The sequence below is a fragment of the Streptomyces sp. NPDC090994 genome, from assembly GCF_044768905.1.
In the GTDB taxonomy this organism is placed as follows: domain Bacteria; phylum Actinomycetota; class Actinomycetes; order Streptomycetales; family Streptomycetaceae; genus Streptomyces.
On the sequence record NZ_JBIVWS010000013.1, the window covers coordinates 189,370 to 216,244 of the forward strand.

General features: G+C 74.9%; 25 protein-coding genes. 10 read left to right on the forward strand and 15 right to left on the reverse strand.

What is annotated here, in order from left to right; translation table 11 throughout:
- Positions 1 to 99: 99 nt before the first annotated feature.
- On the forward strand, positions 100 to 594 hold the full coding sequence (locus ACIQR3_RS25355; RefSeq protein WP_403542732.1) for a nitrate reductase molybdenum cofactor assembly chaperone: 495 nt from the start codon (positions 100 to 102) through the stop codon (positions 592 to 594).
- Positions 595 to 633: 39 nt separating this feature from the next.
- Here ACIQR3_RS25355 and ACIQR3_RS25360 read toward each other — a convergent pair whose 3' ends face one another.
- Entirely contained in the window at positions 634 to 2,463 is a 1,830-nt protein-coding gene (locus tag ACIQR3_RS25360) for a gamma-glutamyltransferase family protein (protein ID WP_403542734.1), read from the reverse strand.
- A 202-nt stretch (positions 2,464 to 2,665) separates the two neighbouring features.
- On the reverse strand, positions 2,666 to 3,595 hold the full coding sequence (locus ACIQR3_RS25365) for a LysR family transcriptional regulator (protein WP_403542736.1): 930 nt from the start codon (positions 3,593 to 3,595) through the stop codon (positions 2,666 to 2,668).
- A gap of 89 nt (positions 3,596 to 3,684) precedes the next feature.
- On the opposite strand from ACIQR3_RS25365, the gene ACIQR3_RS25370 reads away from it, so the two are divergent.
- Entirely contained in the window at positions 3,685 to 4,530 is an 846-nt protein-coding gene (locus ACIQR3_RS25370) for an alpha/beta fold hydrolase (protein ID WP_403542738.1), read from the forward strand.
- A 123-nt stretch (positions 4,531 to 4,653) separates the two neighbouring features.
- Positions 4,654 to 5,463, forward strand: a complete 810-nt coding sequence (locus tag ACIQR3_RS25375; protein WP_403542740.1) for an SAM-dependent methyltransferase — start codon at positions 4,654 to 4,656, stop codon at positions 5,461 to 5,463.
- 77 nt (positions 5,464 to 5,540) lie between these two features.
- Here the strand turns inward: ACIQR3_RS25375 and dnaK are convergent, their stop codons facing one another.
- The 7 genes from dnaK to ACIQR3_RS25410 form a co-directional block, all read right to left on the reverse strand.
- On the reverse strand, positions 5,541 to 7,397 hold the full coding sequence (dnaK, locus tag ACIQR3_RS25380) for a molecular chaperone DnaK (RefSeq protein ID WP_403542741.1): 1,857 nt from the start codon (positions 7,395 to 7,397) through the stop codon (positions 5,541 to 5,543).
- A 122-nt stretch (positions 7,398 to 7,519) separates the two neighbouring features.
- The gene (locus ACIQR3_RS25385) at positions 7,520 to 7,945 is read right to left on the reverse strand and encodes an OsmC family protein (protein ID WP_403542742.1); all 426 of its coding nucleotides are present in this window, start codon (positions 7,943 to 7,945) and stop codon (positions 7,520 to 7,522) included.
- A gap of 55 nt (positions 7,946 to 8,000) precedes the next feature.
- Positions 8,001 to 9,797: a hypothetical protein gene (locus ACIQR3_RS25390; protein ID WP_403542744.1), complete on the reverse strand. Its 1,797-nt coding sequence runs from the start codon at positions 9,795 to 9,797 to the stop codon at positions 8,001 to 8,003.
- Complete coding sequence (locus tag ACIQR3_RS25395; RefSeq protein ID WP_403542745.1) at positions 9,794 to 10,855, reverse strand: ATP-binding protein; 1,062 nt, start codon at positions 10,853 to 10,855, stop codon at positions 9,794 to 9,796. Before ACIQR3_RS25395 ends, ACIQR3_RS25390 begins: the two co-directional genes overlap by 4 nt.
- 90 nt (positions 10,856 to 10,945) lie before the next feature.
- Positions 10,946 to 12,307, reverse strand: coding sequence for an amino acid permease (locus tag ACIQR3_RS25400; RefSeq protein ID WP_403542747.1), 1,362 nt, complete (start codon positions 12,305 to 12,307; stop codon positions 10,946 to 10,948).
- Between the two features lie 85 nt (positions 12,308 to 12,392).
- Positions 12,393 to 14,531 (reverse strand): alkaline phosphatase family protein, encoded by a 2,139-nt coding sequence (locus ACIQR3_RS25405; RefSeq protein WP_403542749.1) that lies wholly within the window; start codon positions 14,529 to 14,531, stop codon positions 12,393 to 12,395.
- Positions 14,532 to 14,659: 128 nt separating this feature from the next.
- The gene (locus ACIQR3_RS25410) at positions 14,660 to 15,061 is read right to left on the reverse strand and encodes a hypothetical protein (protein ID WP_215173260.1); all 402 of its coding nucleotides are present in this window, start codon (positions 15,059 to 15,061) and stop codon (positions 14,660 to 14,662) included.
- A gap of 83 nt (positions 15,062 to 15,144) precedes the next feature.
- Here ACIQR3_RS25410 and ACIQR3_RS25415 point away from each other — a divergent pair, with 83 nt between their 5' ends.
- Complete coding sequence (locus ACIQR3_RS25415; protein WP_403542750.1) at positions 15,145 to 15,918, forward strand: MBL fold metallo-hydrolase; 774 nt, start codon at positions 15,145 to 15,147, stop codon at positions 15,916 to 15,918.
- Positions 15,915 to 16,538 (forward strand): DedA family protein, encoded by a 624-nt coding sequence (locus tag ACIQR3_RS25420; protein ID WP_403542751.1) that lies wholly within the window; start codon positions 15,915 to 15,917, stop codon positions 16,536 to 16,538. The genes ACIQR3_RS25415 and ACIQR3_RS25420 overlap by 4 nt, the downstream gene beginning before the upstream one ends.
- Positions 16,539 to 16,559: 21 nt before the next feature.
- Here the strand turns inward: ACIQR3_RS25420 and ACIQR3_RS25425 are convergent, their stop codons facing one another.
- From ACIQR3_RS25425 to ACIQR3_RS25440, 4 genes are all read right to left on the reverse strand, one after another.
- A complete protein-coding gene (locus ACIQR3_RS25425; RefSeq protein WP_403542753.1) occupies positions 16,560 to 17,609 on the reverse strand; it encodes an MBL fold metallo-hydrolase in 1,050 nt (349 codons plus the stop codon).
- The gene (locus ACIQR3_RS25430) at positions 17,606 to 18,850 is read right to left on the reverse strand and encodes an aminotransferase class I/II-fold pyridoxal phosphate-dependent enzyme (protein ID WP_403542755.1); all 1,245 of its coding nucleotides are present in this window, start codon (positions 18,848 to 18,850) and stop codon (positions 17,606 to 17,608) included. The genes ACIQR3_RS25425 and ACIQR3_RS25430 overlap by 4 nt, the downstream gene beginning before the upstream one ends.
- Before the next feature lie 292 nt (positions 18,851 to 19,142).
- Positions 19,143 to 20,240 (reverse strand): hypothetical protein, encoded by a 1,098-nt coding sequence (locus tag ACIQR3_RS25435; RefSeq protein ID WP_403542757.1) that lies wholly within the window; start codon positions 20,238 to 20,240, stop codon positions 19,143 to 19,145.
- 168 nt (positions 20,241 to 20,408) lie between these two features.
- Positions 20,409 to 21,206 carry an RNA polymerase sigma factor SigF gene (locus tag ACIQR3_RS25440; RefSeq protein ID WP_403542758.1) on the reverse strand — a complete coding sequence of 266 codons (798 nt, stop codon included), beginning with the start codon at positions 21,204 to 21,206 and terminating at the stop codon, positions 20,409 to 20,411.
- A gap of 332 nt (positions 21,207 to 21,538) precedes the next feature.
- On the opposite strand from ACIQR3_RS25440, the gene ACIQR3_RS25445 reads away from it, so the two are divergent.
- A complete protein-coding gene (locus ACIQR3_RS25445) occupies positions 21,539 to 23,332 on the forward strand; it encodes a thiamine pyrophosphate-requiring protein (protein ID WP_403542759.1) in 1,794 nt (597 codons plus the stop codon).
- Between the two features lie 138 nt (positions 23,333 to 23,470).
- Positions 23,471 to 23,965 (forward strand): cyclic nucleotide-binding domain-containing protein, encoded by a 495-nt coding sequence (locus ACIQR3_RS25450; protein WP_403542761.1) that lies wholly within the window; start codon positions 23,471 to 23,473, stop codon positions 23,963 to 23,965.
- Between the two features lie 16 nt (positions 23,966 to 23,981).
- On the opposite strand, the gene ACIQR3_RS25455 is transcribed toward ACIQR3_RS25450, so the two are convergent.
- Both ACIQR3_RS25455 and ACIQR3_RS25460 read right to left on the reverse strand, forming a co-directional pair.
- On the reverse strand, positions 23,982 to 24,869 hold the full coding sequence (locus ACIQR3_RS25455) for a universal stress protein (protein ID WP_403542762.1): 888 nt from the start codon (positions 24,867 to 24,869) through the stop codon (positions 23,982 to 23,984).
- 21 nt (positions 24,870 to 24,890) lie between these two features.
- Positions 24,891 to 25,091, reverse strand: a complete 201-nt coding sequence (locus tag ACIQR3_RS25460; RefSeq protein WP_403542764.1) for a hypothetical protein — start codon at positions 25,089 to 25,091, stop codon at positions 24,891 to 24,893.
- 184 nt (positions 25,092 to 25,275) lie between these two features.
- Between ACIQR3_RS25460 and ACIQR3_RS25465 the strand changes: the two genes are divergently transcribed.
- The 3 genes from ACIQR3_RS25465 to ACIQR3_RS25475 all read left to right on the forward strand — a co-directional run bounded on the left by ACIQR3_RS25465 (position 25,276) and on the right by ACIQR3_RS25475 (position 26,691).
- Complete coding sequence (locus ACIQR3_RS25465; protein WP_403542765.1) at positions 25,276 to 25,668, forward strand: DUF2795 domain-containing protein; 393 nt, start codon at positions 25,276 to 25,278, stop codon at positions 25,666 to 25,668.
- A gap of 10 nt (positions 25,669 to 25,678) precedes the next feature.
- Entirely contained in the window at positions 25,679 to 26,062 is a 384-nt protein-coding gene (locus ACIQR3_RS25470) for a CBS domain-containing protein (protein ID WP_403542766.1), read from the forward strand.
- Between the two features lie 86 nt (positions 26,063 to 26,148).
- Positions 26,149 to 26,691, forward strand: coding sequence for a type 1 glutamine amidotransferase domain-containing protein (locus tag ACIQR3_RS25475; protein WP_403542768.1), 543 nt, complete (start codon positions 26,149 to 26,151; stop codon positions 26,689 to 26,691).
- Positions 26,692 to 26,875 lie beyond the last annotated feature (184 nt).

Consider the following 26,875-nt stretch of genomic DNA (forward strand, 5'->3'; position numbering starts at 1 on the left):
GGGGACGCCCTCCCGGGCAGACCCGTACGGGCGCCGTGAACGGGTGCGCTCCCCCGCCCGGCCCTAGGTTCGTGAACCGGGGCCGGCGAGGGAGGTCCGATGCCCGGTTTCGCGGTGCTGTACCAGGCGGCGGCGCTCTGTCTGACGTACCCGGACGACGGTCTCCGGGACCGGCTGCCGCTGCTGCGCGAAGCGGCGCCGCAGCTGCGGGGGTTCACCGACCACGCGGCGGTGACGCTCCCGCGCGACCTCCAGGCCCACTACGCCGCCGTCTTCGGCTCCGGCGACCCGCACAGCCTCCATCTCGGCTGGTGGGGCGGGGGCGACGCCGGGCTGCGCGGGTCGTCCCCGGCCCGCTTCGAGGAGCGGTACCGCGCCCACGGGCTGGAGTGCGCCGACGGGGAACGGCCCGACTTCCTGCCCGCCGTGCTGGAGCTGGCCTCCCGCACCGGCGACACCGGGCTGCTCGTCGAGCACCACGACGCCCTGGCGCGGCTCCGCTCCCGGCTCACCGCCCTCGGCACGCCGTACGCGTGCGTCCTGGACGCGGTGTGCGCGACCCTGCCGCCCGGGACCGCCGACGCGCGGCGGTGACCTCCGCGCTCGCCGCCGCGCCGCACCGTCGTCGCCCCGCTACCTCCCGACGGCGTACCCCTGCATCATGCGCGGGTTCGCCGCCGCCGACAGCACCCCCGTCTCCGGGTCGCGGGCGACCGCGCACAGCCGCCCCTCCGACCAGGGGCCGGAGACCGTGACGCGGTGCCCGCGGCGGCGCAGGCCGGCGATCACGTCGTCGCCGAAGCGGGATTCCAGGACGAGCGAACCCGGGTCCGTGAGCCGCGGGTAGAACGACGACGGGAAGCTCTCGGTGTGCCAGTTCGGGGCGTCTATCGCGCCTTGCAGGTCGTACCCGCCGCGGAACTTCTCGCGCAGGGCCACGGCGAGCAGGAAGTGCAGGCTCCACTGGTCCTGCTGGTCGCCGCCGGGTGTGCCGAAGGCGAGCACCGGCACCCCGTCGCGCAGGGCGAGGGAGGGAGTGAGGGTGGTGCGGGGGCGGCGGCCGGGGGTCAGGGAGTTCGGCAGGCCGGGCTCCAGCCAGGTCATCTGGAGCCGGGTGCCCAGCGGGAAGCCGAGGCCGGGCACGACGGGGTTGGACTGGAGCCAGCCCCCGCTGGGCGTGGCCGAGACCATGTTGCCCCAGCGGTCGACGACATCGACGTGGCAGGTGTCGCCGCGGGTCGCGCCGTCCCGGGCGACGGTCGGCTCCCCCGCGCCGGGCGTCACGGCCACGCTCGGGTCCGCGTCCGGGGAGGCGGCCGCCGGCAGCCGGGGCGTACGCCCGTCGGGACTGCCGGGCCGCAGCTCGTACGAGGCCTGCCGGGCGTCGATCAGCGCCCGCCGCCCCGCGCTGTACCGCGGCGACAGCAGCGTGCGCAGGGGTACGCCGGCGCCCTCGGCGTCGCCGTACCAGGCCTCGCGGTCGGCCATCGCCAGCTTGGTGCCCTCGACGAGGGTGTGCACGTAGGCGGCGCTCCCGTAGGCCGCGCCGCTGCCCGGTGTGCCGAAGTCGTCGTCCAGCAGGGCGAGTTGCTGGAGCAGGGCCGGGCCCTGGCTCCAGGGGCCGGCCTTGGCGACGGTCCAGCCGTTCCAGGTGTGGGTGACCGGCTCCTCGTAGTGCGCGGTGTACGCAGCGAGGTCGTCGCCGGTGAGAGTGCCCGCGTGCCGTTCGCCGGAGGTGTCCATGACGGGCCGGGCGGCGAAGCCGGCGAGCGCCTCGGCGATGAAGCCCTCCCGCCAGGTGCGGCGGGCCGCCTCGATCTCGGCCTCCCGGCGCGCGGAGCCGACGGCGCCCCCGGCCGCGGCCCGCGCCTCGGTGAGCAGCCGCCGCCACGTCGCCGCCAGCGCCGGGTTCTTCAGCAGGGCGCCCGGTGCCGGGGGCCGGCCGCCGGGGAGGTAGACCTCGGCGGAGGTGGTCCACTCCGTCTCGAACAGCTCCCGCACCGTCTCGACCGTCGCCCCGACCCGTTCGACCGCCGGATGCCCGTGCTCGGCGTACCCGATGGCGTACTTCAGTACGTCCGCGAGGGACTTGGTGCCGTGGTCGCGCAGGAGCAGCAGCCAGGCGTCGAACGCGCCGGGCACGGCGGCGGCCAGCGGGCCGGTGCCGGGGACCAGGTCGAGACCGAGGGAGGTGTAGTGGGCGATGCTCGCTCCGGCCGGCGCGGGCCCCTGACCGCACAGCACCCGGGGGGCGGACCCGGCAGGGGCCAGGACGACGGGCACCTCACCCGCCGGGCCGTTCAGATGCGGTTCCACGACGTGCAGCGTGAACGCCGCGGCGACCGCCGCGTCGAAGGCGTTGCCGTCGTCCTCCAGTACGGCCATGGCGGCGGCGGAGGCCAGCCAGTGGGTGGAGGACACCATGCCGAAGGTGCCCTGGAGGGTGGGGCGGGTCGTGAACATGGGGCCTCTCACCTCGCGGTCTCACGTGTATCGGCCCGGACGCCGGGCCCTGGGAACGGGGCTCTGGGAACAGGTCCTGCGGAGAACCCGGGGAGCGTGCGTCAGGGGCCTCCTCCTCCCGCTCCCCCGGAAGGCTATCCACCGCCTCGCGCCCGCCCCTCCCCGCCTCCGGCATGAAGCGGGCGGCGCAGTGGGCCGGTTCTCATGCGTGGCCCAGCCGCCGGTCGAGTGCGGCACCGACGCCGGGGCAGTTGTCGCGGACGATGTCGAGGAAGGCGCCCAGCGCCGGGGAGCGGTCCCGGTCGGCGAAGGACAGGACCAGGTCGGGCAGCGCCGTCCTGGGGGTCACCTCGCAGAATCGGATGCCCGGTCGCGGGGCCGACCGCATGCGCGAGGGCCCGAGGCCGATTCCGATCCCGCAGGCCGCCAGGCCCATGATGGTGTGCACGTCCCTGGCCACGGTGGCACCGTCCAGCGCGGCGGCGTCCTCGCCCAGCAGGGCGCGCAGGCCGGTGGCGACGGCGGGCTCGTCCTCCCCGGCGGCCACGATCAGCGGCTGCCGTCGCAACTGGTCCACGCTCACCGACGCCTGGCCCGCATAGGGGTGGGTGCTGCCGACCACGGCGATCAGACGGTCGTGCCCGACCGGGACGGACACCAGGTGCTCGGCCCCGGCGCCGCGCGGCGGTCCGAGGGTGACGGCCACGTCCAGTTCTCCGGCGACGAGGGCGGCGGCGCTGTGACGGGATGCCATCTCGTGCAGTTCCAGCCGTACGTCGGGCCGCTCGCGGCCGAACCGGCCCAGCACGTCCGGGAGCGGGTCGAGCAGGGCGGAGGCGATGAACCCCAGCCGCAGCCGGCCCGTCTCGCCGCGTGCCGCCCGGCCGGCGTCGACCGCGGCCGCCGCCATCTCGTCCAGCGCCCGCCGCGCCCGGGCGAGGAACGCCTCACCCGCGGCGGTCGGCAGCACGCCCTGGCGCGTCCGGTCGAACAGCCGCGTCCCGGTCTCGCGCTCCAGGTCGGCGATCTGTCTGGACAGCGGGGGCTGCGCGATCCCCAGCGCGCGGGCCGCCCGGCCGAAGTGTCCGTGCTCGGCGAGGGCGAGCGCGTACCGCAGATGCCGCGCTTCCATGCCGCTCCGTCCATACCTGCGAAGTATCGCCGCTCACCCTGCCATATCTTCCCCTGGATCGATCCGGCACGGCCGGTTGAGATGGGGCCATGACTCCTTCCGGCCTGAACCACACCGTCTTCGTCCTGGTCCACGGTGCCTGGCACGGCTCCTGGCAGTGGGCGGCGACGCAGCGGGCGCTCGCCGGTCTCGGTGCCGCGAGCGTCGCCGTCGACCTGCCCGGGCACGGCTTCGGCGCTCCCCTGCCCAGCGGATACCTGCTGCCCGGCCGCCCCGGTCTGCCGACCGAGCGGTCACGGCTGGCCGGTCTGACGATGGACGACTGCGCCACCGCCGTCCTGGACACACTGCGCCGGGTCCGCCGCTACGGCCGTGTCGTGCTCGTCGCGCACAGCGCGGGCGGCGGCCCCGCGTCGCTGGCCGCGGAGCGCGCGCCCGAGTTGGTCGACCGCGTCGTCTACCTCTCCGCCTTCGTCCCGGCCGGCCGCCCCCGGTTCTCCGACTACCTGAGCACACCCGAGAACGCCACCGCCCGGGGGCAGGGCCTCCACCTCGGTGACCCCGAGGCGCTGGGTGCCCTGCGGATCGACCCGCTCTCGCCGGACCCGGACTACGTCGAGGAACTGCGGCAGACCCACTACCACGACACGCCCGCCGACCGCTTCGACCGCTGGCGTTCCGCGCTGAGCCCCGATCTGCCGCTGGCGCTCCCGTCGGCCCCCGTCACCCTGACCGCGGCACGGTGGGGCCGGATCCCGCGTACGTTCGTACGCTGCGCGGACGACCGGGCGCTGCCGGCGGCCGTGCAGGACCTGATGATCGCGGAGGCCGACCGGGCCGTGCCGGGCGAGCCGTTCACCGTCCGTACCCTGCCGGGCAGCCACAGCCCGTTCGCCGCGCGCCCGCAGGAACTCGCCGAGGCACTGGTCCGGTGACGTGCGGGCCGCTCCCGGTCCGGAGCCCGGCCTTCCCGTCGACTGCCCCGCCAACTGCCCTGTCCGCCACCGGAGATACATTCGCTCTCGCCGGTATCCACTTCTCGAAGCGACGAGGCCGTCATGACCGATGACACCCAGGGGCCAGGACTGAAGATCGACACGTCCAAGCCGCACCCGGCCCGGATGTACGACTACTACCTGGGCGGCAAGGACAACTACCCGGTCGACGCGGAGGCCGCCGAACGCGTCCTGCAAGGGCTGCCGCACGGCCGCGGCCCCGCCCTCGCCAACCGGGCGTTCATGCACCGCGCCGTCCGCTTCCTGGCCGCGGAGGCCGGCGTGCGGCAGTTCCTCGACATCGGCACCGGCATCCCCACCAGCCCGAACCTGCACGAGGTCGCGCAGCGCACCGACCCCGCGGCCCGCGTGGTCTACGTCGACAACGACCCGATCGTCCTCGCCCACGCCCAGGCCCTGCTCCGCAGCGCCCCCGAGGGCTCCACCGACTACGTCCAGGCCGACGCCCGCGACCCCGGGACCATCATCGAGGCGGCGGCCCGCACCCTGGACCTGTCCCGGCCCGTCGGGCTGTCCCTGATCGCCCTGCTGCACTTCCTGCCCGACGACCACGCCTACGACACCGTCGGCCGGCTCCTGGCGGCCCTCGCGCCCGGCAGCTACCTGGTGCTGTCCCACACCACCGCCGACTTCGACCCGGACAGCACCGCCCGCGCCCTCCAGGTCTACCGCGACCGCGGCGTGTTCCTCACCGTCCGCAGCCACGCCGAGATCAGCCGGTTCTTCACCGGACTGGAGCTGGTCGACCCGGGCCTGGTCCCGGGCGTCCAGTGGCGGCCCGACCCCTCCCCGACCCCGCCCGGCACCGGCCCCACGGACCTGTTCTACGCCGGCGTCGCCCGCAAGCCCTGACGAAGACGACCTGACGACGACCTGACGAAGACGACGGGTGCGGCGGCTCGGGGGGACCGCTTCACACCCGGTCCCCGTCAGTCCCCGCCGCCGCCCTTGTCGTCGTCGACGATCTCCGCGTCCACCACCGCGTCGTCGTCGCCCTGCTCCCGCGGGGGCGCGGCGCCCTCGGACGGTGGCTGCCCGGCCTGCGCGTACATCGCCTGGCCCATGCGCTGGCTGACACCGGCGAGTCGCTCGACGCCGGCCCGCAGCTCGGCGGTGTCGGCCTGCCGTTCCAGCAGGGCCTTCAGGCCGGTGACGGCGGACTCGACCTCGGCGCGGGTGGCCTCGGGGATCTTGTCGCCGTTGTCGCGGACGAACTTCTCCGTCTGGTACACGAGTTGTTCGGCATGGTTGCGGGTCTCGGCGGCCTCGCGGCGCCCGCGGTCCTCGTCGGCGTACTGCTCGGCCTCCCGCATCATGCGGTCGATGTCCTCCTTGGGGAGCGCCGAGCCGCCGGTGACGGTCATCTTCTGCTCGCGGCCGGTGGCGAGGTCCTTGGCGGAGACGTGCATGATGCCGTTGGCGTCGATGTCGAAGGCCACCTCGATCTGCGGGACGCCGCGCGGGGCGGGCGGCAGGCCGGTGAGGTCGAAGACGCCGAGCTTCTTGTTGTAGGCGGCGATCTCGCGTTCGCCCTGGTAGACCTGGACGCCGACGGAGGGCTGGTTGTCTGCGGCGGTGGTGAAGATCTCCGAACGCCGGGTCGGAATCGTGGTGTTGCGCTCGATCAGCTTGGTCATGATGCCGCCCTTGGTCTCGATGCCGAGGGACAGCGGGGTGACGTCGAGCAGCAGCACGTCCTTGACGTCGCCGCGCAGGACGCCCGCCTGGAGGGCGGCGCCGACCGCGACGACCTCGTCGGGGTTGACGCCCTTGTGCGGGTCCTTGCCGGTGAGTTCGCGCACCAGGCCGGTGACGGCGGGCATCCGGGTGGAGCCGCCGACCAGGATGACGTGGTCGACGGCGGAGAGTTCGACGCCGGCGTCCTGGACGGCCTGGTGGAAGGGGGCCTTGCAGCGGTCCAGGAGATCGGCGGTCAGCTCCTGGAACCGGGTGCGGGTCAGCTTCTCGTCCAGGTGGAGGGGGCCCTCCGCGGAGGCGGTGACGTAGGGCAGGCTGACGGTGGTCTCACTGGCCGAGGACAGTTCGATCTTGGCCCTCTCGGCGCCCTCGCGCAGCCGCTGCGCCGCCATCTTGTCCCGGCCGAGATCGATGCCGTACTGCCCTGTGAAGCGTTCGACGAGGTGGTCGACGACCCGCTGGTCCCAGTCGTCGCCGCCGAGCAGGGTGTCGCCGTTGGTGGCCTTGACCTCGATGACGCCCTCGCCCATCTCCAGGAGCGACACGTCGAAGGTGCCGCCGCCGAGGTCGAAGACGAGGACCGTCTGGTCGTTCTCCCGGTCCAGGCCGTACGCCAGGGCCGCCGCCGTGGGCTCGTTGATGATCCGCAGCACCTTCAGGCCGGCGATCTCCCCGGCCTCCTTGGTCGCCTGCCGCTGGGCGTCGTCGAAGTAGGCGGGGACGGTGATCACGGCGTCGGTGACGTCCTCGCCGAGGTACGCCTCGGCGTCCCGCTTCAGCTTCTGGAGCACCCGCGCGGACAGTTCCTGCGCCCGGTAGCGGGTGCCGTCGATGTCGCCCTGCTCGGGGAAGCGCCATCCGGCGTCCCCCATGTGCCGTTTCACGGAGCGGGCGGTGCGCTCCACGTTGGTGACCGCCTGCCGTTTGGCGACCTCGCCGACCAGCACCTCGCCGTTCTTGGCGAAGGCCACCACCGAGGGCGTCGTCCGGGCGCCCTCCGCGTTGGCGACGACGGTGGGCTCGCCGCCCTCCAGGACGGCCACCACGGAGTTCGTGGTCCCGAGATCGATACCGACCGCGCGTCCCATGCCGTCCCCTTCCGCCGTGGCCCTCCGGGTGGCTGCTCCTCCAGCACAAAACTTGAGCGTGCTGTTGTCAAGGGGAGGCGGCCCGGAGCCCCGGCCCCGGCGGAAGGGGTGCGGCGGCCTGATCAGGCCAGCTTCGCCGACAGGGTGATGGTCGTGCCGGTCAGGGCCTGGCTGACCGGGCAGTTCTTCTTGGCGTCCTCGGCGGCGGCGACGAACGCGTCGTTGTCGAGGCCCTCGACGGTGCCCTCCACGGTGAGGTGGATGCCGGTGATGCCCTCACCGGGCTGGAAGGTGACGTCGGCCGAGGTGACCAGCTTGGTGGGCGGGGTGCCGGCGCCGGTCAGGCCGTTGGACAGCGCCATGGAGAAGCAGGACGAGTGGGCGGCGGCGATCAGCTCCTCGGGGCTGGTCTTCCCGTTCGCCTGCTCGGCGCGGGACGGCCAGGACACCGGCTGCTCGCCGATGCCGGACGAGTCGAAGGTGACAACGCCGTTGCCCTCGAACAGGTTGCCTTCCCAGACGGTGTGTGCGGAGCGCGTGGTGGCCACGGCAGGTCCTTTCGCGAATCGGATGGGTCCGCCCCCTATCCGATCACACCCGGGTTCAGCTCACGTGGAAGAGGGGGCCCTTGGGCGCGAACGGGAGCCGTGCGCCCCGTGGGAGGAGGTAGGCGTGCTCGCGGCGCACCCGCAGGGTGTCGCACCAGCCGTCGGTGATGATCAGTACCGGCGCGGTGGGCGGGAAGTCGTCGGCGCGGTGCAGCAGGTCGACGCCGGGCTGGAGCACGGTGCCGCCCCGGCCGCGCACCCGGACCCGGCCGGCGATCTCGGTGACGGCCAGGTACCCGGCGTCGTGCGGCGCGGCGTCGCAGAACACGACCCGGGCGGCCGGGACGTCCCGGGCCTCGGCGTAGGAGGCGATGGCGCCGAGCGCCTTGCCGAGCAGGACGCGGTTCATGGAGCCGGAGGTGTCCAGGACCACGCCGAAGGTGCAGCGGGTGACCTCCTCGGGCGGGAAGTACCGTCCGGCGCGCGGGATGTCGGGGGTCGCCGCCTGCCGCCGCGAGGGCCGCGCGTACGTCCTGAGCGGCTCGGGGCGCGGCACGAACTCGTCGAACCAGCGGGCCAGCCGGGCGTCCCAGGGCAGCGGCGGGTGGCTGAGCGCGCGGATCTCCTCGACGAGCCCACCGGGCAGGAGGCCGCGCTGCCGGCCCTGGTGCAGATCGAGGCCCTGGGTGAGGCCGCGCCGGTAGAACTCGTCGAGGTCGACGTGGTCGCGGGGCGGTCCGAGCGGGGCGCCGAGGACGTCGCGGGCGCCCTTGCCGCGCGGGGTGGCCAGGCGGCGGACGCGGCGCGGGTCGCCGGCGATGCGGTCGTAGACCTCCTCGGCGGACAGGCCGGCCAGCGACGGGTCGTACAGCAGCCCGTCGGGCATGACGCCGACCCGCATCTCCTCCAGCCAGCCGTTGACGACGTAGTCGCAGGCGACGTTGAAGAGGAAGGGGTCCCGGGCGCCGGTGCGGTCGCCGTGGCGCAGGGCGGCGTGCAGCATCTCGTGGGCGAGGACGAACCGCCACTCCTCGTCGTCGAGCTGCCGCAGCGGGTTGACGTAGATCTCACCGGCCTCGGTGTCGACGGCGGCGACCGCGATGCCGTGGGCGCGGGCGAGTTCGGCGTCGGCGATCAGCTTGACGCCGGCCGCGATGCCGCCGAGCAGGGGGTAGGAGGAGACGAACCAGCTCAGCGCGTTCTCCCAGGGCCGGCGGGCGGGCTCCTCGCCGTCCAGGGTGGCACGCCGGCCGCCCGCCACGTCCATCGCGGCGGAGACGGTCCGGGTCAGCGCGGTGGCGAAGGCGAGCTGCCGGTCCGGGGGCGGCCCGTACCAGCCGTCCCATTCCAGGAGCAGCAGGTCCGCCTCGGCGCCCGCGGTGCCGCAGCGCTCGTAGGCCGCGGGGAGCCCGTCGCGCCGCCACAGCGTGGCGAGCCGCTCCTCGTCGCCGTCCGGGTAGCTCAGGGGCAGTTCCTGGGGGGCCTGCCCCACGGGGAAGGTCTGGAGGAACCGGTTGACGACGACGCAGCGCGCCGCGAGGTCGTACCGGTCGGGCTGGACGCGGGCGCCCCTGGCGGCGGGTACGTGGCCGAAGCCGAGGTGGAGGGCGGCGTGCGCGACGGCCCACGCCCAGTCGGCGGGGTCGGCCATGCGGTCGGGGTGGGCGTGCAGGCCGCCGTCGGAGTCGACGCGGACCAGCCCGTCGCGGGGCGCGAGGCCGCAGTCCGCTCGGCGGCAGACGGTGAACTCGACGGCGGCCAGCGCCGGGTTGGCCCGCACCAGACCGAGTCCCTCGGCGAACGCCTCCCCCGCGAGGTCCCGTTTCTTCTTCTTGGCGGGCGGCCGGCTCACCGGCGGGCCTCCACCAGGCGCGGCATGTCGCGGGCCGCCTCCACCAGGAACCAGGACGGCAGGACGGGGTTGCCGTCGGCGTCGGAGGCGATGACGCTCTGGGCGACCTCGACCGATATCTCGGCCAGCTGCACCAGCAGTGACTTGGCGCGGTACGCGGTCTGCCGGCCGCTCGCCGACATGTGCTCCTTGTCGGCGGGGAGTTCCTTGACGAGCCGGCCGCGGAAGGAGTCGGCGAGGTAGTAGAGCAGGTCGCGGTCCTGGAGGCGGTGCGGCCAGCGGGCCTCGCCCTTGATGATCGCCTCGATGCCGAACCGGCTGCGGACGATCTTGACGTAGCCGCAGAAGGCGGTGGCGTGGGCGGGGGTGAGGGTGCCGTGGGCGAGGACCTTGAGGGTCTCCTCGTCCAGGTCCCGGCCGAAGGAGTGCAGGGCGTCGGAGAGCATGTGCCAGGAGCGCGGGGTGGAGAACGGCTCCTCGGTCTTGGGCGGCTTGGACCACAGGTGGTCGGGACGGTCGGTGAGGTGGTCGGTGATCCAGGGGTGGATGCCGTTCTCCCCCGCCCAGACCAGCCAGTCCTTCGGGGACGCCTCCAGGTGGACGTGGGTGAGCCGGTTGACCAGCGCGGAGGCGATCGGGCGGGCCAGGGCGTTGTCGGTGGCTCGGTTGCCGGCGCCGATGACGATGGAGCCCGCCGGCAGCTCGTAGTTGCCGATCCGGCGGTCCAGGATCAGCGAGTAGAACGCCTTCTGCACGTCCGGGGTGGCCGCGTTCAGCTCGTCCAGGAAGAGGCAGTACGGCTCGTCGCGGGCGATCACCTCGGGCGGGCAGAACACCGACCGGCCGTCGCGGATCTGCGGTACGCCGATCAGGTCCTCCGGCGCGAGCTGGGTGCCGAGCAGGCTCACGCACTCCAGGCCGAGCGACTCGGCGAAGCTCCGCACCAGGGAGGACTTTCCGATGCCGGGCGCCCCCCAGAGGAACACCGGCCGCACCGTGGCGAGGCCCAGCAGCAGTTCCGGAAGACGGGCGGGGGTGACGGTGACGGCAGCCTGCACGCGGGGGGCTCCTGGGGAGGGTCGGGAGAAGGTCCGCCCTCAGTGTGGGCGCCCGGGCAGCCTGTCGCAGCCGAATTACCGGAAGGCGGGTCAGCCGAGGGCGGTCTTGCGGCGGCCCGCCATCACCGCGTACACCAGCACGCCCGCGAAGAGGAACAGCACGCCCTGGTAGACGGCCGCGTACCCGGCGCCGGCGACCAGCCAGAGGGAGAAGGCCGCCGCCACCGCCGCGACCACGGCGTCCCGCAGCAGCCGCGCCCGGTTCACCCGGTCGCGGCGGCCGGAGAGCAGGTGGAAGAGCTGGGCGGCGGTGGCCAGCAGGTAGGGGACGGTCGCGGTGAAGGTGGTGACCAGGACCAGGATCTCGAAGACCTGGCCCGAGCCGGAGGCGTAGTTGTAGACGGTGAGCAGGGAGGCCAGGACGACGGTGACGGCGACGCCGACCGTGGGCACGCCGCGCCGCTTGCGGGCGAAGGCCGACGGGAACAGGCCGTCCTGGGCGGCGGCGTACGGGGTCTGGGCGCTGAGCAGCGTCCAGCCGTTGAGGCAGCCGGTCATGGAGACCAGCGCGGCCAGTGCGACGGCCCAGCCGCCCCAGGTGCCGCCGAACATGGCGTTCACGGCGTCGGAGAACGGCGCGGTGGAGCCGACCAGCCGGTCGTGGGCGACGGTGCCGAAGACCGACAGGGTGCCCAGCAGATAGACCAGGGCGGCGCCCGCGGTGCCGATCACGGTGGCGCGGCCGACGGTGCGCCGGGGGTCCTTGACCTCGCCGGCGCTGACCGCGGCGGACTCCACGCCCAGGTAGGAGAAGAGCAGGATCGCGGCGGAGGCGGAGACCGCGCCGACGGCGGAGCCGCCGCTCGCGTTGAACGGGCCGAGGTTGTCCGCGTCGAAGAAGAACAGCCCGCCGACGGCGACGAGCAGCAGCGGTACGAACTTCAGCACCGTCGCGACCAGTTGCACGGCGCCCACGTACCGGGTGCCGGCGAAGTTGGCGAGCGCGGGCAGCCACTGCAGGACGAGCGCGGCCAGGCAGGCGGTCCAGCGGTGGTCGTTCACCGGGATCAGCACGTCGAGGTAGCCGACGGCGGCGACGGCGAGGGCCGCGTTGGAGACCCAGGTGGTGATCCAGTACGCCCAGGCGGCGAGGAACCCGGCGAAGTCGCCGAACGCCTCGCGGGCGTAGACGTACGGGCCGCCGGTGCGCGGGTCGCGGGCGGCGAGCCTGCCGAAGACCAGGGCGAGGGCGATGGCGCCGACGGTCAGGACGCCGAAGGCGAGCAGGCTGACCGTGCCGAAGGGGGCGACGGAGGCCGGGAGCAGGAAGATGCCGCCACCGATGATGTTGCCCATGACCAGGGCGGTGGCGACGGGGAGGCCGAAGCGGCGGGTGTGCCGGTCGGGGTTCCGCTGCGGGGCCGGCGGGGGAACGGTCCCGGTGACGTGCATGGGGGTGGTGCGCCTCTCTGGAAAATGCCGCCCGGGATCGCCGGGCCGCCGACCATGGTCGGACACACCCGGGCGGCCCTCCAAATCAGGCGCTTTTGTCCTGTACGACCCCGTCCGGCACCGCAAAAGGTGTCTCTCCGTGCGCCTCGGACGGTGAATCGTCCAGCGGTATCTGCGGGCCGTCGGACTCCCGCAGCCAGCGCCGCAGTACGCGGTGGACGTGCTCGGCGCCGACCAGTTCCGTCCCTTCCGCGACCGGCGGGGTCAGGGCGGTCGGGGAGAGCAGGAACGCCTGGGACTGGGCGCCGCCGAGCCCGCCGTGCGAGCCGATCTGCTCCTCGAAGGCGAGCACCTCGCCGTCGGCCGGGTCGAGGGAGGAGTTGACCATGATGTCGGCGGTGTGCGGAAAGGAGTGGGTGCGGCGTACGGCGTCGGCGGCACCGGGCCCGAAGGGGGCGAGCGGGCCGGGGTCCTCGTCGAGCCGGTCCAGGGGTGTCTCCGCGCCGCGCGCGCCGAGCACCAGCCCGTCGTGCTCGTCGTCCGCGTGGGCCTCGCTGCGGACCAGCAGGAAGCCGACGCCGGGGTGGTTGGCGAGGGTGGCGAGGAGCGCGGGGTGGCGGGCGTCGATCTCCTCCCGGCTCATGCGGTGGCCGACGTCCGGGAAGGAGACCAGGCCCAGGTTGCCGGAGGCGAGGACGAGGGGCTCGGAGCGGCGGCGCGAGGGACGGTGCTGCTCGCCGCCCTCCTCGACCGGCCGGCCCATCGCGGCGCGCACGGTGTTGCGGGCCTCGGCGCCGCTGTGGGTGCGCTGCGCCTTGCGCGGCACGGGCAGCCCGCAGCCGGCCCGGACCAGGTCGGCGAGGGTGAGGCCGTAGCGGGCGCGGAAGGTCTCGCCGGGGCTCTGGCCGTGGTCGGACAGGACGACGATCCGGTACGGGCGCGGGGCGTGCTCGGCGGCCTTCTCGATCAGCGCGAGGGAGCGGTCGAGGCGGGCGAGGACCTTCTCGGCGTCCCGGCTGTGCGGTCCGGAGTGGTGGGCGACCTCGTCGTAGGCGACCAGGTCGGCGTAGACGGCGGTGCGGCCGGCGAGCATGTCGCCGATGACCGCGGCGACCACGACGTCCCGTTCGACGACGGTCGCGAAGGCGCGGACGAACGGGTAGAGGCCGCCGCGGGAGACCCGGGGGCGGACCTTGTGGACGCGGGCGCGCAGCGACTGGCCGATCTCGCGGGCCACCTCGGCGCCGAACGAGAGGGCGGTGCGGACCGCGTTGGCGGGGTCGGAGAAGTAGGCGAAGTACCCGGCGCGGGAGCGGGTCTCCCGGCTGCGGCGGCGCACCGCGATGGACAGCACGAGGGCCTGTTCGTCGGCGCCGCCGCTGAACAGGTTGCCGCGGCTGGCCCCGTCGAAGGTGAGCAGCCCGCCGTCACCGGTGCGCTCGACGGCGCGGCGCTGGAGTTCGGCGGCGCTGGAGGGACGGTTGCAGACCATCACCTCGCGGGTGTCCTTCTCGTACCAGCGGAACGCCGGGATGTCGTGGTTGCTGCCGTGCAGGATGCCCAGCTGGCTGGCGCCGGTCTGGCTGGACCAGTCGGTGCGCCAGGGGGTGAGCCGGTGGGTGCCGGGGGCGGTGCCGTCGCCGAGCCAGCGCGCGACGGTCGGCATGGTGCCCTTGCCGGCGGCGGCCTTCAGGACGTCGTGGCCGACGCCGTCCAGTTGCAGGAAGACGGTGCCGTGGCCGGCGGGACAGGGCGGAACGGTTCTGCGGCGGCGGTCGGCGAGGCGGTAGAGGCGGCTCCGGTAGGCGTCGTCGTCACGGACGGCGAGGGCGCCGCCGGTGGCGGAGGCGACGGCCGACATCACGGCGGCGACGACGACCGCGGTCTCGGGACCGGCGGCGCCGTGCGCGGCGGGGTTGACGCGGAGCGCGACCAGCAGCAGCGCGCCGTTGAGGAAGAACACCAGCAGGCCGAGGACCAGGGCCGGCACCAGCAGCAGCAGCCGGACCAGCAGCGGCCACACCAGCGCCGACAGCAGACCGAAGGCGCCGGCGCCGAACGCGGCGGTCACGGCGATCTGGGTCGCGCTGTCCCCGTCGGGGGACTGGAGCTGGAAGTCCGGCAGGAGGCCGGCCAGCACCAGCATGGTCACCGTGGAGACGGCCCACACCGTCACGCTCCGGCCGATCTGACTGGCGATCCGCCGCCAGCGCCCTGCGTTCACGGGTTCACGCTCCGCACACCTCACGTTCCGGTCCGCCGTCGGGCGCGGACCGCTCTCCAGCGTGTCACAACGTCCGGGTACGGAATGATCCGGCCAGGGTCCCGGGGGGTCTGGGCCCGGGCCGCTGGTCAGCGGCCGTCGTAACCTGCCGTCGGCATGGACAGCCTGCGGTGCACGCACGCCTTCATCTGGGCGTCGTAGGACGGCTCCGCGTGTCCGACGGTCTCCACCCGCACCCCGCGCCGCGCGCACTGGGCGGTGAACTCCTCGACGGAGGCGAGCGCACTCTCCAGCACCCGGCGGCTGGGCGCGACGAACAGGTCGTGTCCGGGCCGGACGCCGTCCCAGAGGACGTCGTGGTCCGGCCGCAGGCGGCTGACGAGCAGTTCCCGGGCGACGACGTACCCGTGTTCGGCGGCCCAGCGGGCACACATGGCGTGCTGGCTGCGGGAGTCCACCAGGAACGGATCGGCGTCCAGTTCCTCCAGCGGCGTCAGACTCGCGATCGCCGTGACTCTCACCGGTCCCATGGCGTCCCCCTCACCTCCGGTTTCGCCGCCGACACTACTCCTGGACGTAGGCTTCGGGGGAGTCGCGCGAAGGAGGCAAAGAGGTGCCGGTGGAGGTCACCTGGTGGGGTCATGCCACCTGCACGGTCCAGGACTCGGGCATACGTGTGCTCACCGACCCCCTGTTCGCCCGTCGCCTCGCCCACCTGCGGCGGCGCCGGGGCGCGCTCCCCCCGCCCGAGGCCTGGCGGGCGGATGTGACGCTCGTCTCCCATCTGCACGCCGATCATCTCCATGTGCCGTCGCTCGCGCGGCTCGCGCCGGGCACGCGCCTGCTCGTTCCGCGAGGGGCTCCCCGGACGGTGCCGGGGCTGCGCCGGCTGACCGGCCTGTCGGTCACCGAGGTCGTGCCCGGCGACGAGATCACCGTCGGTGACCTGCGCATACGGGCGGTGCCCGCCTGGCACGACGGGCGGCGGCTGCCGCTGGGGCCGCGCCGCTCCCCCGCCCTCGGCTATGTCGTCGAGGGCGAGGGACGCACGTATTTCGCCGGGGACACCGGGCTGTTCGACGGCATGGCGGAGGCGGTCGGGCCGGTCGACGCGGCGCTGCTGCCGGTCGGCGGCTGGGGGCCGCATCTGGGCGAGGAGCACCTCGACGCGGGCCGGGCGGCCCAGGCGCTGGCCCGGCTGGCTCCGCGCAGCGCGGTGCCGGTGCACTACGGCACGTACTGGCCCATCGGGATGGACGCCGTGCGCCCCCATGAATTCCATGCGCCGGGAGATGAGTTCGTGCGCCTGGCCGCGCTGCACGCGCCGGGCGTGGCGGTGCACCGGCTCGGGCACGGCGAGAGCGTGCTGCTGGAGGCCGCCCGGTGACGTGGCTCGGATCGGCCGTGACGGTCGTCCCGACGGACGCCACCCAGCAGGCACTGGGTTATCCGTCGCTGTTCCTGCTGGTGCTGATCGGGGCGCTGGTCCCGGTGGTGCCGACGGGGGTGCTGGTCAGTTCGGCGGCGGTGGTCGCCTTCCACCAGACGGCGATATCCCTGGGGCTGGTGTTCCTGACGGCGTCGCTGGCCGCGTTCCTCGGGGACGTCGCGCTGTACTGGCTGGGGCGGCGCGGCATGAAGTCGAAGAACGGCTCGCGCTGGCTGGAGGCGATCCGCTCGCGCGCTCCCGAGGACCGGCTGGCGCAGGCGCAGGAGAAGCTCGCCGAGCACGGGGTCGCGGTGCTGGTGCTGTCCCGGCTGGTGCCGGCGGGCCGCATCCCGGTGATGCTGGCCTGTCTGATGGCCAAGTGGCCGACCCGCCGCTTCGTCCGCGGCAACCTGCCGGCCTGCCTGGCCTGGACGGTGACGTACCAGCTGATCGGCATCCTGGGCGGCTCCCTGTTCAAGGAGCCGTGGGAGGGCGTGGTCGCGGCGGTCGTGCTGACGGTGGTGATCAGCGCGGCGCCCAGCGTGTGGAAGCGGCTGCGGGGGCCGGCCAAGGCGTAGCGGCCCCGGGGCGGGGTCCGGCTACCCGGCCAGCACCCGGGAGGCGCCCACCGGCAGGTCCCACAGGTCCTCGCGGGGCAGGCCGGCCCGCTCCCAGGCGGCGCGGACCCGGGTGAGGGGTTCCAGGACGGGCTCGGCGGACAGCACGAACGTGCCCCAGTGCATGGGCGCCATCCGGCGGGCGCCGAGGTCCTGGGCCGCCCTGACCGCCTCCTCCGGATCGCAGTGGACATCGCTGAGCCACCAGCGGGGGTCGTAGGCGCCGATGGGGAGCAGGGCGAGGTCGATGCCGGGGTAGCGGCGGCCGATGCGGGAGAACCAGTGGCCGTATCCCGTGTCGCCGGCGAAGTACACCCGCCGGCCGCCGGGGGCGGTGAGCACCCAGCCGCCCCACAGGCTGCGGCAGGTGTCGGTGAGGGTGCGCTTGGACCAGTGGTGGGCCGGTACGAAGTCGAAGCGGACGCCCTCGAGTTCGGCCGCCTCCCACCAGTCCAGCTCGGTGACGACGGTGAACTTGCGGCGGTGGAACCAGCGGCCGAGCCCGGCCGGCACGAACACCGGGGTGTCGCGCGGCAGCCGGCGCAGGGTCGGCGCGTCCAGGTGGTCGTAGTGGTTGTGGCTGATGACGACGGCGTCGACGGGCGGCAGCGCGTCCCAGGGGACGCCGACGGGGGTGATCCGGGCGGGCGTGCCGAGGATGCGGCGGGACCACACCGGGTCGGTGAGGACGGTGAGCCCGCCGACGCGCACGACCCAGCTGGCGTGCCCGGCCCAGGTGACGGCGAGGTCGTGGGCGCCGACGCGGGGCAGCGGGCCGGGGGCGACCGGCAGCCGGGGGATGTCGGCGAGCCCCTCCCGGCCGGGTCTGACGGCGCCCTCGCGGGCGAACCGGGCGGTGGCCTTCAGGCCGGGCAGCGGGGCGGTCAGCCGGTCGTGGAAGGCGCGCGGCCACACCCGGCGCTCGGCCAGGGGGCGGGGAGCGGCGAGCGGCGGGAAGGGGGCGGGGCCGGGCGTCGGTGCCGCGGGCTCCCGGGTGGGCGTGCTCGTGGCCGGCTCGGACTGCTGCGTCATCGAGAGGGCTCCCATCGCCGATCGTCGTGGAGATCGTCGAATACCGACTTCAGGTCGTTCAACGCACGGTGCACCTGGGGCAGTTCCAGCGGATCGGGGCCGGTGGGGCACGCGGCGTGCCGCTCGTCCGCGGCGCCCGGCAGAGGCCCGGTGGACAGCCGTACGCGCAGGGCGGCCAGGTCGTCGCCGAAGCGGTGGCCGCCGGGGACGGGCCGGCCGAGCCGTGCGGTGAGGTGGTCCTCCAGTTCCTGGGCGTCGCCGACGCCGCGCTCGGCCAGGGCGAGGCGCAGCGGACCGAGGTCGGCGTACAGGTGCCGTCCGGCGCGCGGGGGCAGGGACAGGGCGCCCGCGCCGGTCACGACGGCGTGCGCGGCGGCGGCCACGCGCGCGTGCAGGCGGACGGCGGCCGACCGGTGGGCGACGACCGGCTCGGGCTCGGTGAGGGCGTACGCGGCGGTGACCGCGACCGGGGCGGCGACGCGGGCGCCGAGCGCGGTGAGCACGTCGAGCACACGGGCGTGCAGGCGGTTTCCGGCGGCGGTGCCGGGCAGGCGGGCGACGGCGGCGGGCCAGCCGGGCGGGAGCAGCGCGCCGGCCAGGTCGGTGACGACGGTGACGTGCTCGGGGAGCATCTCGGCGGGGCTGATCAGCACGGTGCCGTGCGGGTCGTGCAGGGTGTCGCGCCAGGTCTCGTCGCTGACCAGGTGCAGGCCCTCGCCGACGGCGGCCTCGACGGTCTCGTGGAGCACCTCGGGCGGGGCGACGGTGCCGGTGGGGTCGTCGGCGACGGACAGCACCAGCAGCCGCGGGTCACCGCCCTCGGCGCGGACCCGGCGCACGGTCTCCAGCAGGGCGTACGGATCGGGTACGCCGCCGCACTCGGCCGGGGTGGCGACGTGGAAGACGGGCCGGCCCAGCAGCCGCGCGTACGGCGCCCACCAGGCGGCGCAGGGGCGCGGCACCAGGACGTCGCCGCCGAGCGCGGCGGTCAGCGCCAGCAGCAGGGGCGGGGCGCCGGGGGCGGCGACCACGTCGCCCGGCCCGGTGGGCAGGCCGCGCCGGTCCCAGTGGCCGGCGGCCGCGTCCAGCAGGGCGGGGGCGCCGCCGACCGGGTCCTGGCCGGTGCGGTCCGCGGCGGCGGCGAGGACGGCGGACAGTTCGGCCGGCACGGGCAGACCGTCGTCGGACAGCGGCGGCCCGAACCGGACGGGGCCGTGTCCTTCCGGGACCGTCCGCCGCATGGGCACCTCCGCCAGTCAGTTCCACTGCCGCCCCGTCGCCGGGGCGGGTGACCCGCTCGTGCCGCCCGGCAGCCGCGGTGACACCGGTCGTGTCGTGCTCTGAGTACCCAGCGCACCGGCCGGTCATGGCCCCGGGGCCGGGTTACGCGGATCACAGCGCGGGCCGGTGGCGGGACGGGAGGGGACGGCGGGAGCCGGGGCAGGGAGCGGTACCGGGGCGGGGGGCGAGGCGGGGCGGCGGCGCGGCGGTGCGGCAGGCGGCCGGCCCGGGCGCCGGTCCCGGTACGCACGGTCAGCCGCCCCCGGTGGTCCGCCGTCGGCGTGGGCTCAGCCGGTGGACGGCCGCGCCGCAGGCGCCCGCGATCAGGACACCGCCGGCGACCAGGGCGGGCACGGAGTCGGTGAAGGCGCCGCCCTGCCCCGCGTGCACGCCGTTCGGGACCGGTGTGTCGCCGCAGGAGCCGCCGTGCGGTACGGGCTCCGGACACGGCGGTCTGGTCGGGCAGGGCGTGCCGGGCCGTTCGGGTTCGTGGCAGGGCTTGCCGCCGCCCGCCCCGGACACGGTGAGCTTCGCGCTCCACGGGTGGCCCTTGCCGCCGTGCGCCGCCGGGCAGGTGCCGTCGACGGTGTACGTGGCGTCATGGCCGGCCGTGGCGGGGCCCTTGCCGGAGTTCCCGGCGGGGGCGATCCGGGCCGTGCCCCGGTAGGCGGTTCCGGCCGTCCCGCCCCCGTGGCCGGGGACCTTGGGGAGCTTGACGGTGCCCTTCTCGAACGCCTTCGAGGTGGCGTCCAGGAAGGCCGGGGCGGAGCCGCCGGTGGCCGGGCAGGAGACGGAGACGGTGACGTGGGCTCCCGGCCGGACCGTGGCCGGGCTGACCTCGGCGGTCGCTTTCCCGGCCGGCCCCCGTCCCCCGGCGACGACGCCCTCGCCGGTGCCGTCCGCCGCACCGGCGCCGCCGGGCTCCCCGCCCCGCCGGTCGGAGCCGGCCGCCGCCTCGTCCGTGCGGACGTCCCCCTCGTCGAGGAAGGGGTCCGGGGAGTCTTCCTCTCCGTCCCCGGGGATCTCGGGGATCTCGCCCTCCTCGTCCGGGATCTCAGGGATCTCGGGGATCTCCGGAATCTCGTCCTCCTCGTCCGGGATCTCCGGCAGGTCGTCCTCCTCGTCGGGGATCTCCGGAACCTCTCCGGGGAAGCCCGGGTCCTCGTCGTGCGGAAGTCCGGGGGCGGCGCCCCCTTCGCGGGCGACCGGCAGGGCTGCCGCGCCGGTGTCGACTGCCGCGGGGCCGGGCGCGGCGCCGAGCCCCAGGGCGGCAACGGCCAGGGCGGCGGTCGTCAGAACGCGGGCGGCGCGGCGGCGGGCGGCGCGGCCCTTGGTGCGGCCGGTGAGCATGGGGCGGGCTCCTTCGAGCGGCGGCTGGGGGCACGGCGCTCGCGCCCCCTCCGCCATCACAGCCCGCCCGGCACCGGTCCGCGCGCGGCCCTGCTCCGTTCGCGGGACCGCGGCGCCCGGGCGGGTGACGGACCGCGTGTCACGGCCCGGCCCGGCGGGACCGCGGCCTCACCCTTCGGTCTCCCGCAGCACCTGCTCCCGCACCCGGCGGCAGCACCGGCTGAGCAGCCGGGAGACGTGCATCTGGGAGATGCCCAGCTGCTCGGCGATCCGGCTCTGGGTCATGTCGTCGAAGAACCGCATGTAGAGGATGGCGCGTTCGCGTTCCGGCAGCGCGGCGAGGCGTTCCTTGACGGCCTCGCGGTCGACGACGGTGTCCAGCGCCGGGTCGGGCCCGCCGAGGACGTCGCCGAGCGCGTAGCCGTCCTCGTCGCCGGTGAGTCCGGCGTCCAGGGAGAGGGCGGTGAAACTCTCCAGGGCCGCCTGGCCCTCGCGGACGTCGTCCTCGCTGAGGTCGGCGTGCGCGGCGATCTCGGCGACCGTCGGGGAGCGGCCGGAGATCGTCTGGGACAGGTCCTGCCCGGAGCGGCGGACGCGGTTGCGCAGCTCCTGGACCCGGCGCGGCACGTGCAGGGTCCACATGTGGTCGCGGAAGTGCCGCTTGATCTCGCCGGTGACGGTCGGTACGGCGTAGCTCTCGAAGGCGTTGCCCAGCTCGGGGTCGTACCGGTCGACGGCCTTGACCAGCCCGAGCGCGGCGACCTGGCGCAGGTCGTCGTAGCTCTCGCCGCGGCTGCGGAAGCGGCCCGCGAGCCGTTCGGCCATGGGCAGCCAGGCCTCGACGATCCGGTCGCGCAGCGCGGCGCGGCGCGGCCCGTCCGGGAGCGCGGCGAGTTCGCGGAAGGCGGCCGCGGTGTCGGGGGCGTCGTCGTGCGGGTGGGGCCGGGCGGGAACTCGGATCGGCATGGTGCGTCGCAACTCCCTCGGAGTGCGGGGTCCGCCGCAGCGCCCGGCGGCGGTTCGTCCGGTACGACCGGGGGACGCGGGACGGACGCCGGTGCGACGGCACGACCCTGGAGGTCGGCGGTCACCGCGGGAGCATGTCCGGGGGTACGGACGGATGCCGCCGTGGGCGGCGTCGCGCCGCTCCCACGGGCGTGCCTCCTGTCCGAAGCACTGGGGGTGCGCCTGCCCCACGGGCCGCCCGGCAAACGTCCGGGAGGTTTCCGGCCGGTCGCCGGGGTGACTCGTACGGCTGCCGCCGACATCGCCCGCACCGGCTTCCGGGAGGTCCGTCCATGGGTTCCAAAGTCTCCGACCACGTACTGCGGCGACTGCGCGAGTGGGGAGTCGACCAGGTGTTCGGGTACCCGGGGGACGGCATCAACGGGTTGCTCGCCGCCTGGGGCCGCTCCGACGACCAGCCGCGTTTCGTGCAGTCCCGGCACGAGGAGATGTCGGCGTTCCAGGCGGTCGGTTACGCCAAGTTCAGCGGCCGGCTGGGGGTGTGCGCGGCGACCTCGGGGCCGGGCGCGATCCACCTCCTCAACGGCCTGTACGACGCCAAGCTCGACCACGTGCCGGTGCTGGCGATCGTCGGCCAGACGCACCGCACGGCGATGGGCGGCTCGTACCAGCAGGAGGTGGACCTGCACTCGCTCTACAAGGACGTCGCCTCGGAGTTCGTGGAGACGGTGACCGTGCCCGAGCAGCTCCCGAACGTGCTGGACCGGGCGATCCGCACCGCCTACGCGCGGCGCTGCCCCACGGCGGTCATCATCCCGGGCGACGTACAGGAGCTGGAGTACTCGCCGCCCACGCACGCCTTCAAGATGGTGCCGTCCAGCCTGGACCGCGGCTCCTGGACGGCGGTTCCGTCCGAGGAGTCGGTACGGCGGGCCGCGGAGGTGCTCAACTCCGGTGACAAGGTGGCGATCCTGGTCGGCCAGGGCGCGGCCGGGGCCCGGCACCAGGTGGAGACGCTCGCCGAACTGCTCGGCGCGGGCGTCGCCAAGGCGCTGCTCGGCAAGGACGTCCTCAGCGACGAACTCCCCTACGTCACCGGCTCGATCGGCCTGCTCGGCACCCGCCCCTCCTACGAGCTGATGCGGGACTGCGACGCGCTGCTGACCATCGGTTCGTCCTTCCCGTACTCCCAGTTCCTGCCGGAGTTCGGCAAGGCGCGCGGCGTGCAGATCGACATCGACCCGCACATGATCGGGATGCGGTATCCGTACGAGGTGAATCTCGTCGGCGACGCGAGGGCCACGCTGGAGCGGCTGATCCCGCTGATCGAGGACGGGCGCGGACGCGAGTGGTACGACACGGTGTGCGACAACGTCACGCGCTGGCGGGACACCATGGAGCGGCGGGCCGCTCTGGACGCCGACCCGGTCAACCCGGAGTACGTGGCCGCCGCCCTGGACCCGCTGCTGCCGCCGAACGCCATCGTCACCTCCGACTCCGGCTCCGCCGCCAACTGGTACGCCCGGCACCTGACCATGCGCGGGGAGATGCGCGGTTCGCTCTCCGGGACGCTGGCGACGATGGGGTGCGGCGTGCCGTACGCGATCGGGGCGAAGTTCGCCCACCCGGAGCGGCCCGTCATCGCGCTGGTCGGGGACGGCGCGATGCAGATGAACGGGATGGCCGAGCTGATCACGGCGGCCAAGTACCGCGAACTGTGGGAAGACCCGCGGCTGATCGTGGCCGTCTGGAACAACCGGGACCTCAACCAGGTCACCTGGGAGATGCGGGCCATGGAGGGCGCCCCGTCCTTCCTGCCCTCGCAGCAGCTGCCCGACGTGCGCTACGCCGACTTCGCCCGTTCACTGGGGCTGACCGGCATCCGGGTGGAGAAGCCCGAGGACGTCGAGGGTGCCTGGCGGACGGCGCTGGCGGCGGACGGCCCCGCGGTGCTGGAGTTCCTCACCGACCCGGCGGTGCCGCCGGTCCCGCCGCACGCCACCTGGGACCAGCTGGAGGCCACCGCCTCCGCGATCCTCAAGGGCGACGCGGACCGGGGGGCGATGCTGAAGCAGGGCTTCAAGTCGAAGGTGCAGGAGTTCCTGCCGGGGCGGGAGAAGAAGTAGCAGAAGGCGTCTCCCCGTCCGGGGCGGCCGGCTTCGGCGGCCCGGGGTCGGGCCGTTCGGCCCCGGCGGTGTGCCGGACGGCCCGTGTCCTGCCCGTCCGCGCGGTTCCAGACTGGCGCCGGACGAAAGGAACCCGAGATGGCCTCCACCACCACACTCACCACGGCTTTCCCGGCCGGCCGGAGCGAGCGGCTGACGCGGCTCGGCCGCACGGTGTCCGTCGCGGCGGGCGCACGACTGTTCGAAGAGGGCGGGCGCGCCGACCGGTTCTGGATCATCCGCACCGGCACGGTGACGCTGGACCTGCGGGTACCTGGCCGGCGGGCCGCCGTCATCGAGTCGCTGGGCCACGGCGAACTGGCCGGCTGCTCCTGGCACTTCCCGCCCCACCGGTGGCAGCTGGGCGCCGAGGCGATGAGCCCGGTCCGGGCCTGGGAGTTCGACGCGGACGCGGTGCGGGAGCTGTGCGCCGAGGACGCGGAGTTCGGGCGTGCGGTGGCCGTCTGGGTCGGCGGCGTGGTCGCCCACCGGCTGCACGCCGCCCGCGTCCGGCTGCTCGACCTCTACGGGCCCTGCGGCAGCGGCAGCGGCAGCGGCAGCGGCAGCGGCAGCGGCAGCGGCAGCGGACTGTGAACGGGGCCGGCCCGGGTCAGTCGTGCGCGACCACGGCGACGGGCACCGTGGCGTGGTGCAGTACCGCGTGGGTGACGGAGCCGATGTGCGCGCCGAACGGGCTGCGGCGCACGCGGCGGCCGACGACCGTCAGGGACGCGTCGCGGGCGGCGTCCAGCAGCCGGTCGGCGGGGCTGCCGGTGCGGGACATCTCGACGACCTCGACGTCCGGGTGCCGGTGCCGCCAGGGCAGCAGCACCTGACCGAGCCGGGCGGCCCGCTGCCGGGTGAGGCCGTCGTCGCAGCGGGCACCGGCGTCCAGCCCGTAGCCGTGGCAGGGGGCCGCGCCGCAGCCCTGGACGACGTGCAGGGCGGTCGCGCGGCACCGTGCCTCCTCGAACCCGAAGCCGATCAGGGTGTCGTCGGGCCGGTCGGTGTCCAGGCCGAGCACGACCGGCCGGAACGCGGTGGCCTCGGACGGCGGGCCGGCCGGGTCCGGGAGGTGCTCGTCGGCGGCCTCCTCCCCGGCGCGCACGACGACCACGGGCGTCGTGGTCCGGGCGATCACGGCCTGGCCGACGGAGCCGACCAGGAAGCCCCGGAACCCGCTCAGGGCGCGGGAGCCGAGGACCAGCAGCGCGGCACCGTCCCGGGCCGCGTCCACCAGCTCGTCCACCGCCTTGCCGGCCCGCTGTTCGGCGGTCACCTCGACGCCGGGGTGGCTCAGGCGCAGCCCCTCGGCGGCCTCGCGCACGAGCCCCTCGCGGGGGCCGGCGGGCGGGGCCGCCATCGGCTCCGGCACCGGTTCCCACACGTGCACCAGGCGTACCGGCAGGGCGCGCAGGGCCGCCTCGCGGGCCGCCCAGGCCGCGGCGGCCCGGCTCTCGGCCGAACCGTCCAGTCCCACGATGATGGTGCGGGGCATGGTGCCCACCTCCCGCCGCCGTCAGGCCGCGGGGGACAGTTCCTCGCCGGGGCCGGGGGCCCGCGGCCCGGGCTGTTTCCTGGCGTCCGGTACGGCCAGCGCCGCCTCGGGGCCTCCGGGTGCCGGTTCGGGAGCCGGCAGCAGCAGTTCCTCGTAGCGGCCCAGCGCCAGTACCACGCCGAGCATGAGGGGCGGGATGAGCACAGTGAACAGCACCGCCATGGTCCTGTCCGTCCTTCCCGGGGAGGGTGGGCGCGGGGGGGCTGCGGACCGGGTTCCCGTCGGCGGCCGCGCAAACCCGCCGTGCGCCGGGGCGACAAATCGGTCCGGTTCCGCGCGGGTGAATCCGTGTCGCCCTCCGCCTGCCGGGTACGCGGTGCCCACCCCGAAGGACCTGGAGGGAGACATGCAGCGAGGCAGCGACCGGCTGAGCGCCCACCGTGACGACGAGATGAAGCACGAACTGCAAGGACTGCTGCGGTCCGGGCACCCCACCCGCACCGAGGAGTGGCACGACCCCGAGCCGATCGCCGAGGACGACCCGGAGGTGGCGTACGGCCCGGTGACACCGAGCCGCGCACCGTCCCTGCTGGAGTCGCTCCGGCTGGAACTGGCCCGGAACCTGACCCGCGGGGCGTTCCCGGCGAACGCGCGGGAACTGGCCCGGGGGCTGCGGCGCGGCAACGCGCCCGAGTCCCTGGTCGAGCGGGTCGAGGCACTGCCGCACAAGGCGAGCTACACCACCGTCCAGGAGCTGGCCGAGGCCCTCACCGGGCCGCCCCGCTCCCGGGAGACGTGACCGGCGTGCCATGAACGAGCACGCGGGCGAGTACGTCAAGGACGTGATGACCCCGGGTGTGGTGGCCGTGCGCCCGGGGGCCTCGCTCGTCGAGGCGGCCCGGCTCATGCGCGACCACGGCATCGGCGATGTCGTGGTGGCCGACGGACAGCGGGTCGTCGGGATGCTCACCGCCCGGGACATCACCGTGCGGGCCGTGGCCGAGGGCGTCGACCCGCTCGCCGTGGGCGTCGGCGCCGTCTGCACCCGCGACCCGCTGGTGGTCGCCCCCGGGCTGCCGGCCCGGGACGCGCTGACGCTGATGCGCGAGCGGGCGGTGCGCCGGCTGCCGGTCGTGGAGAACGGCCTCCCGGTCGGCCTGGTGAGCCTCGGCGACCTCGGCCGACGGACGTGAGCGTGCGCGTGAGCGTGAGCGTGAGACAGCCGTGAGAAAGACGTCAGAGAGAGCAGAGAGAGCAGAGAGAAAGGACCGGAACCCGTATGCGCATCGCATTTCTGACGGCCCCCGAGGGCGTGGAGCAGGTCGAGCTGACCGAGCCGTGGCAGGCGGCGAAGGACGCCGGGCACGAGCCCGTCCTGGTGTCGACGCAGTCCGGTGAGATCCAGGCGTTCGACCACCTCGACAAGGCGGACACCTTCCCCGTCGACGAGGTGACCGGGCAGACGTCGGCGGACTCCTTCGGCGGGCTGGTGCTGCCGGGCGGCGTGGCCAACCCGGACTTCCTGCGCACCGACGAGGGTGCCGTGGCGTTCGTGAAGGACTTCTTCACCCGGGGTCTGCCGGTGGCGGCGATCTGCCACGCCCCGTGGACGCTGGTCGAGGCGGACGTCGTACGCGGCCGGGTGCTGACCTCCTGGCCGAGCCTGCGGACCGACATCCGCAACGCCGGCGGCACCTGGGTCGACGAGCAGGTGAAGGTGTGCGACCACGGCCCCAACACCCTGGTCACCAGCCGCAAGCCGGACGATCTGAAGGCGTTCTGCGAGACGTTCCTCGCGGAGTTCGCCAAGGCCGGCGGCTGACCACCGAAGCCGGGGAAAACAGAGAACCGGGCCGGGGGGGGCCCCCCCCGGGGGGGGGGGGCCCCCCCCCGGCGGGGGGGGGGGGGGGGGGGGGGGGCGGCGCCCCCCCCCCCCCCCCCCCCCCCCCCCCCCCCCCCCCCCCCCCGCCCGCCCGGCCCCCCCCCCCCCCCCCGGGCCCGGGCGG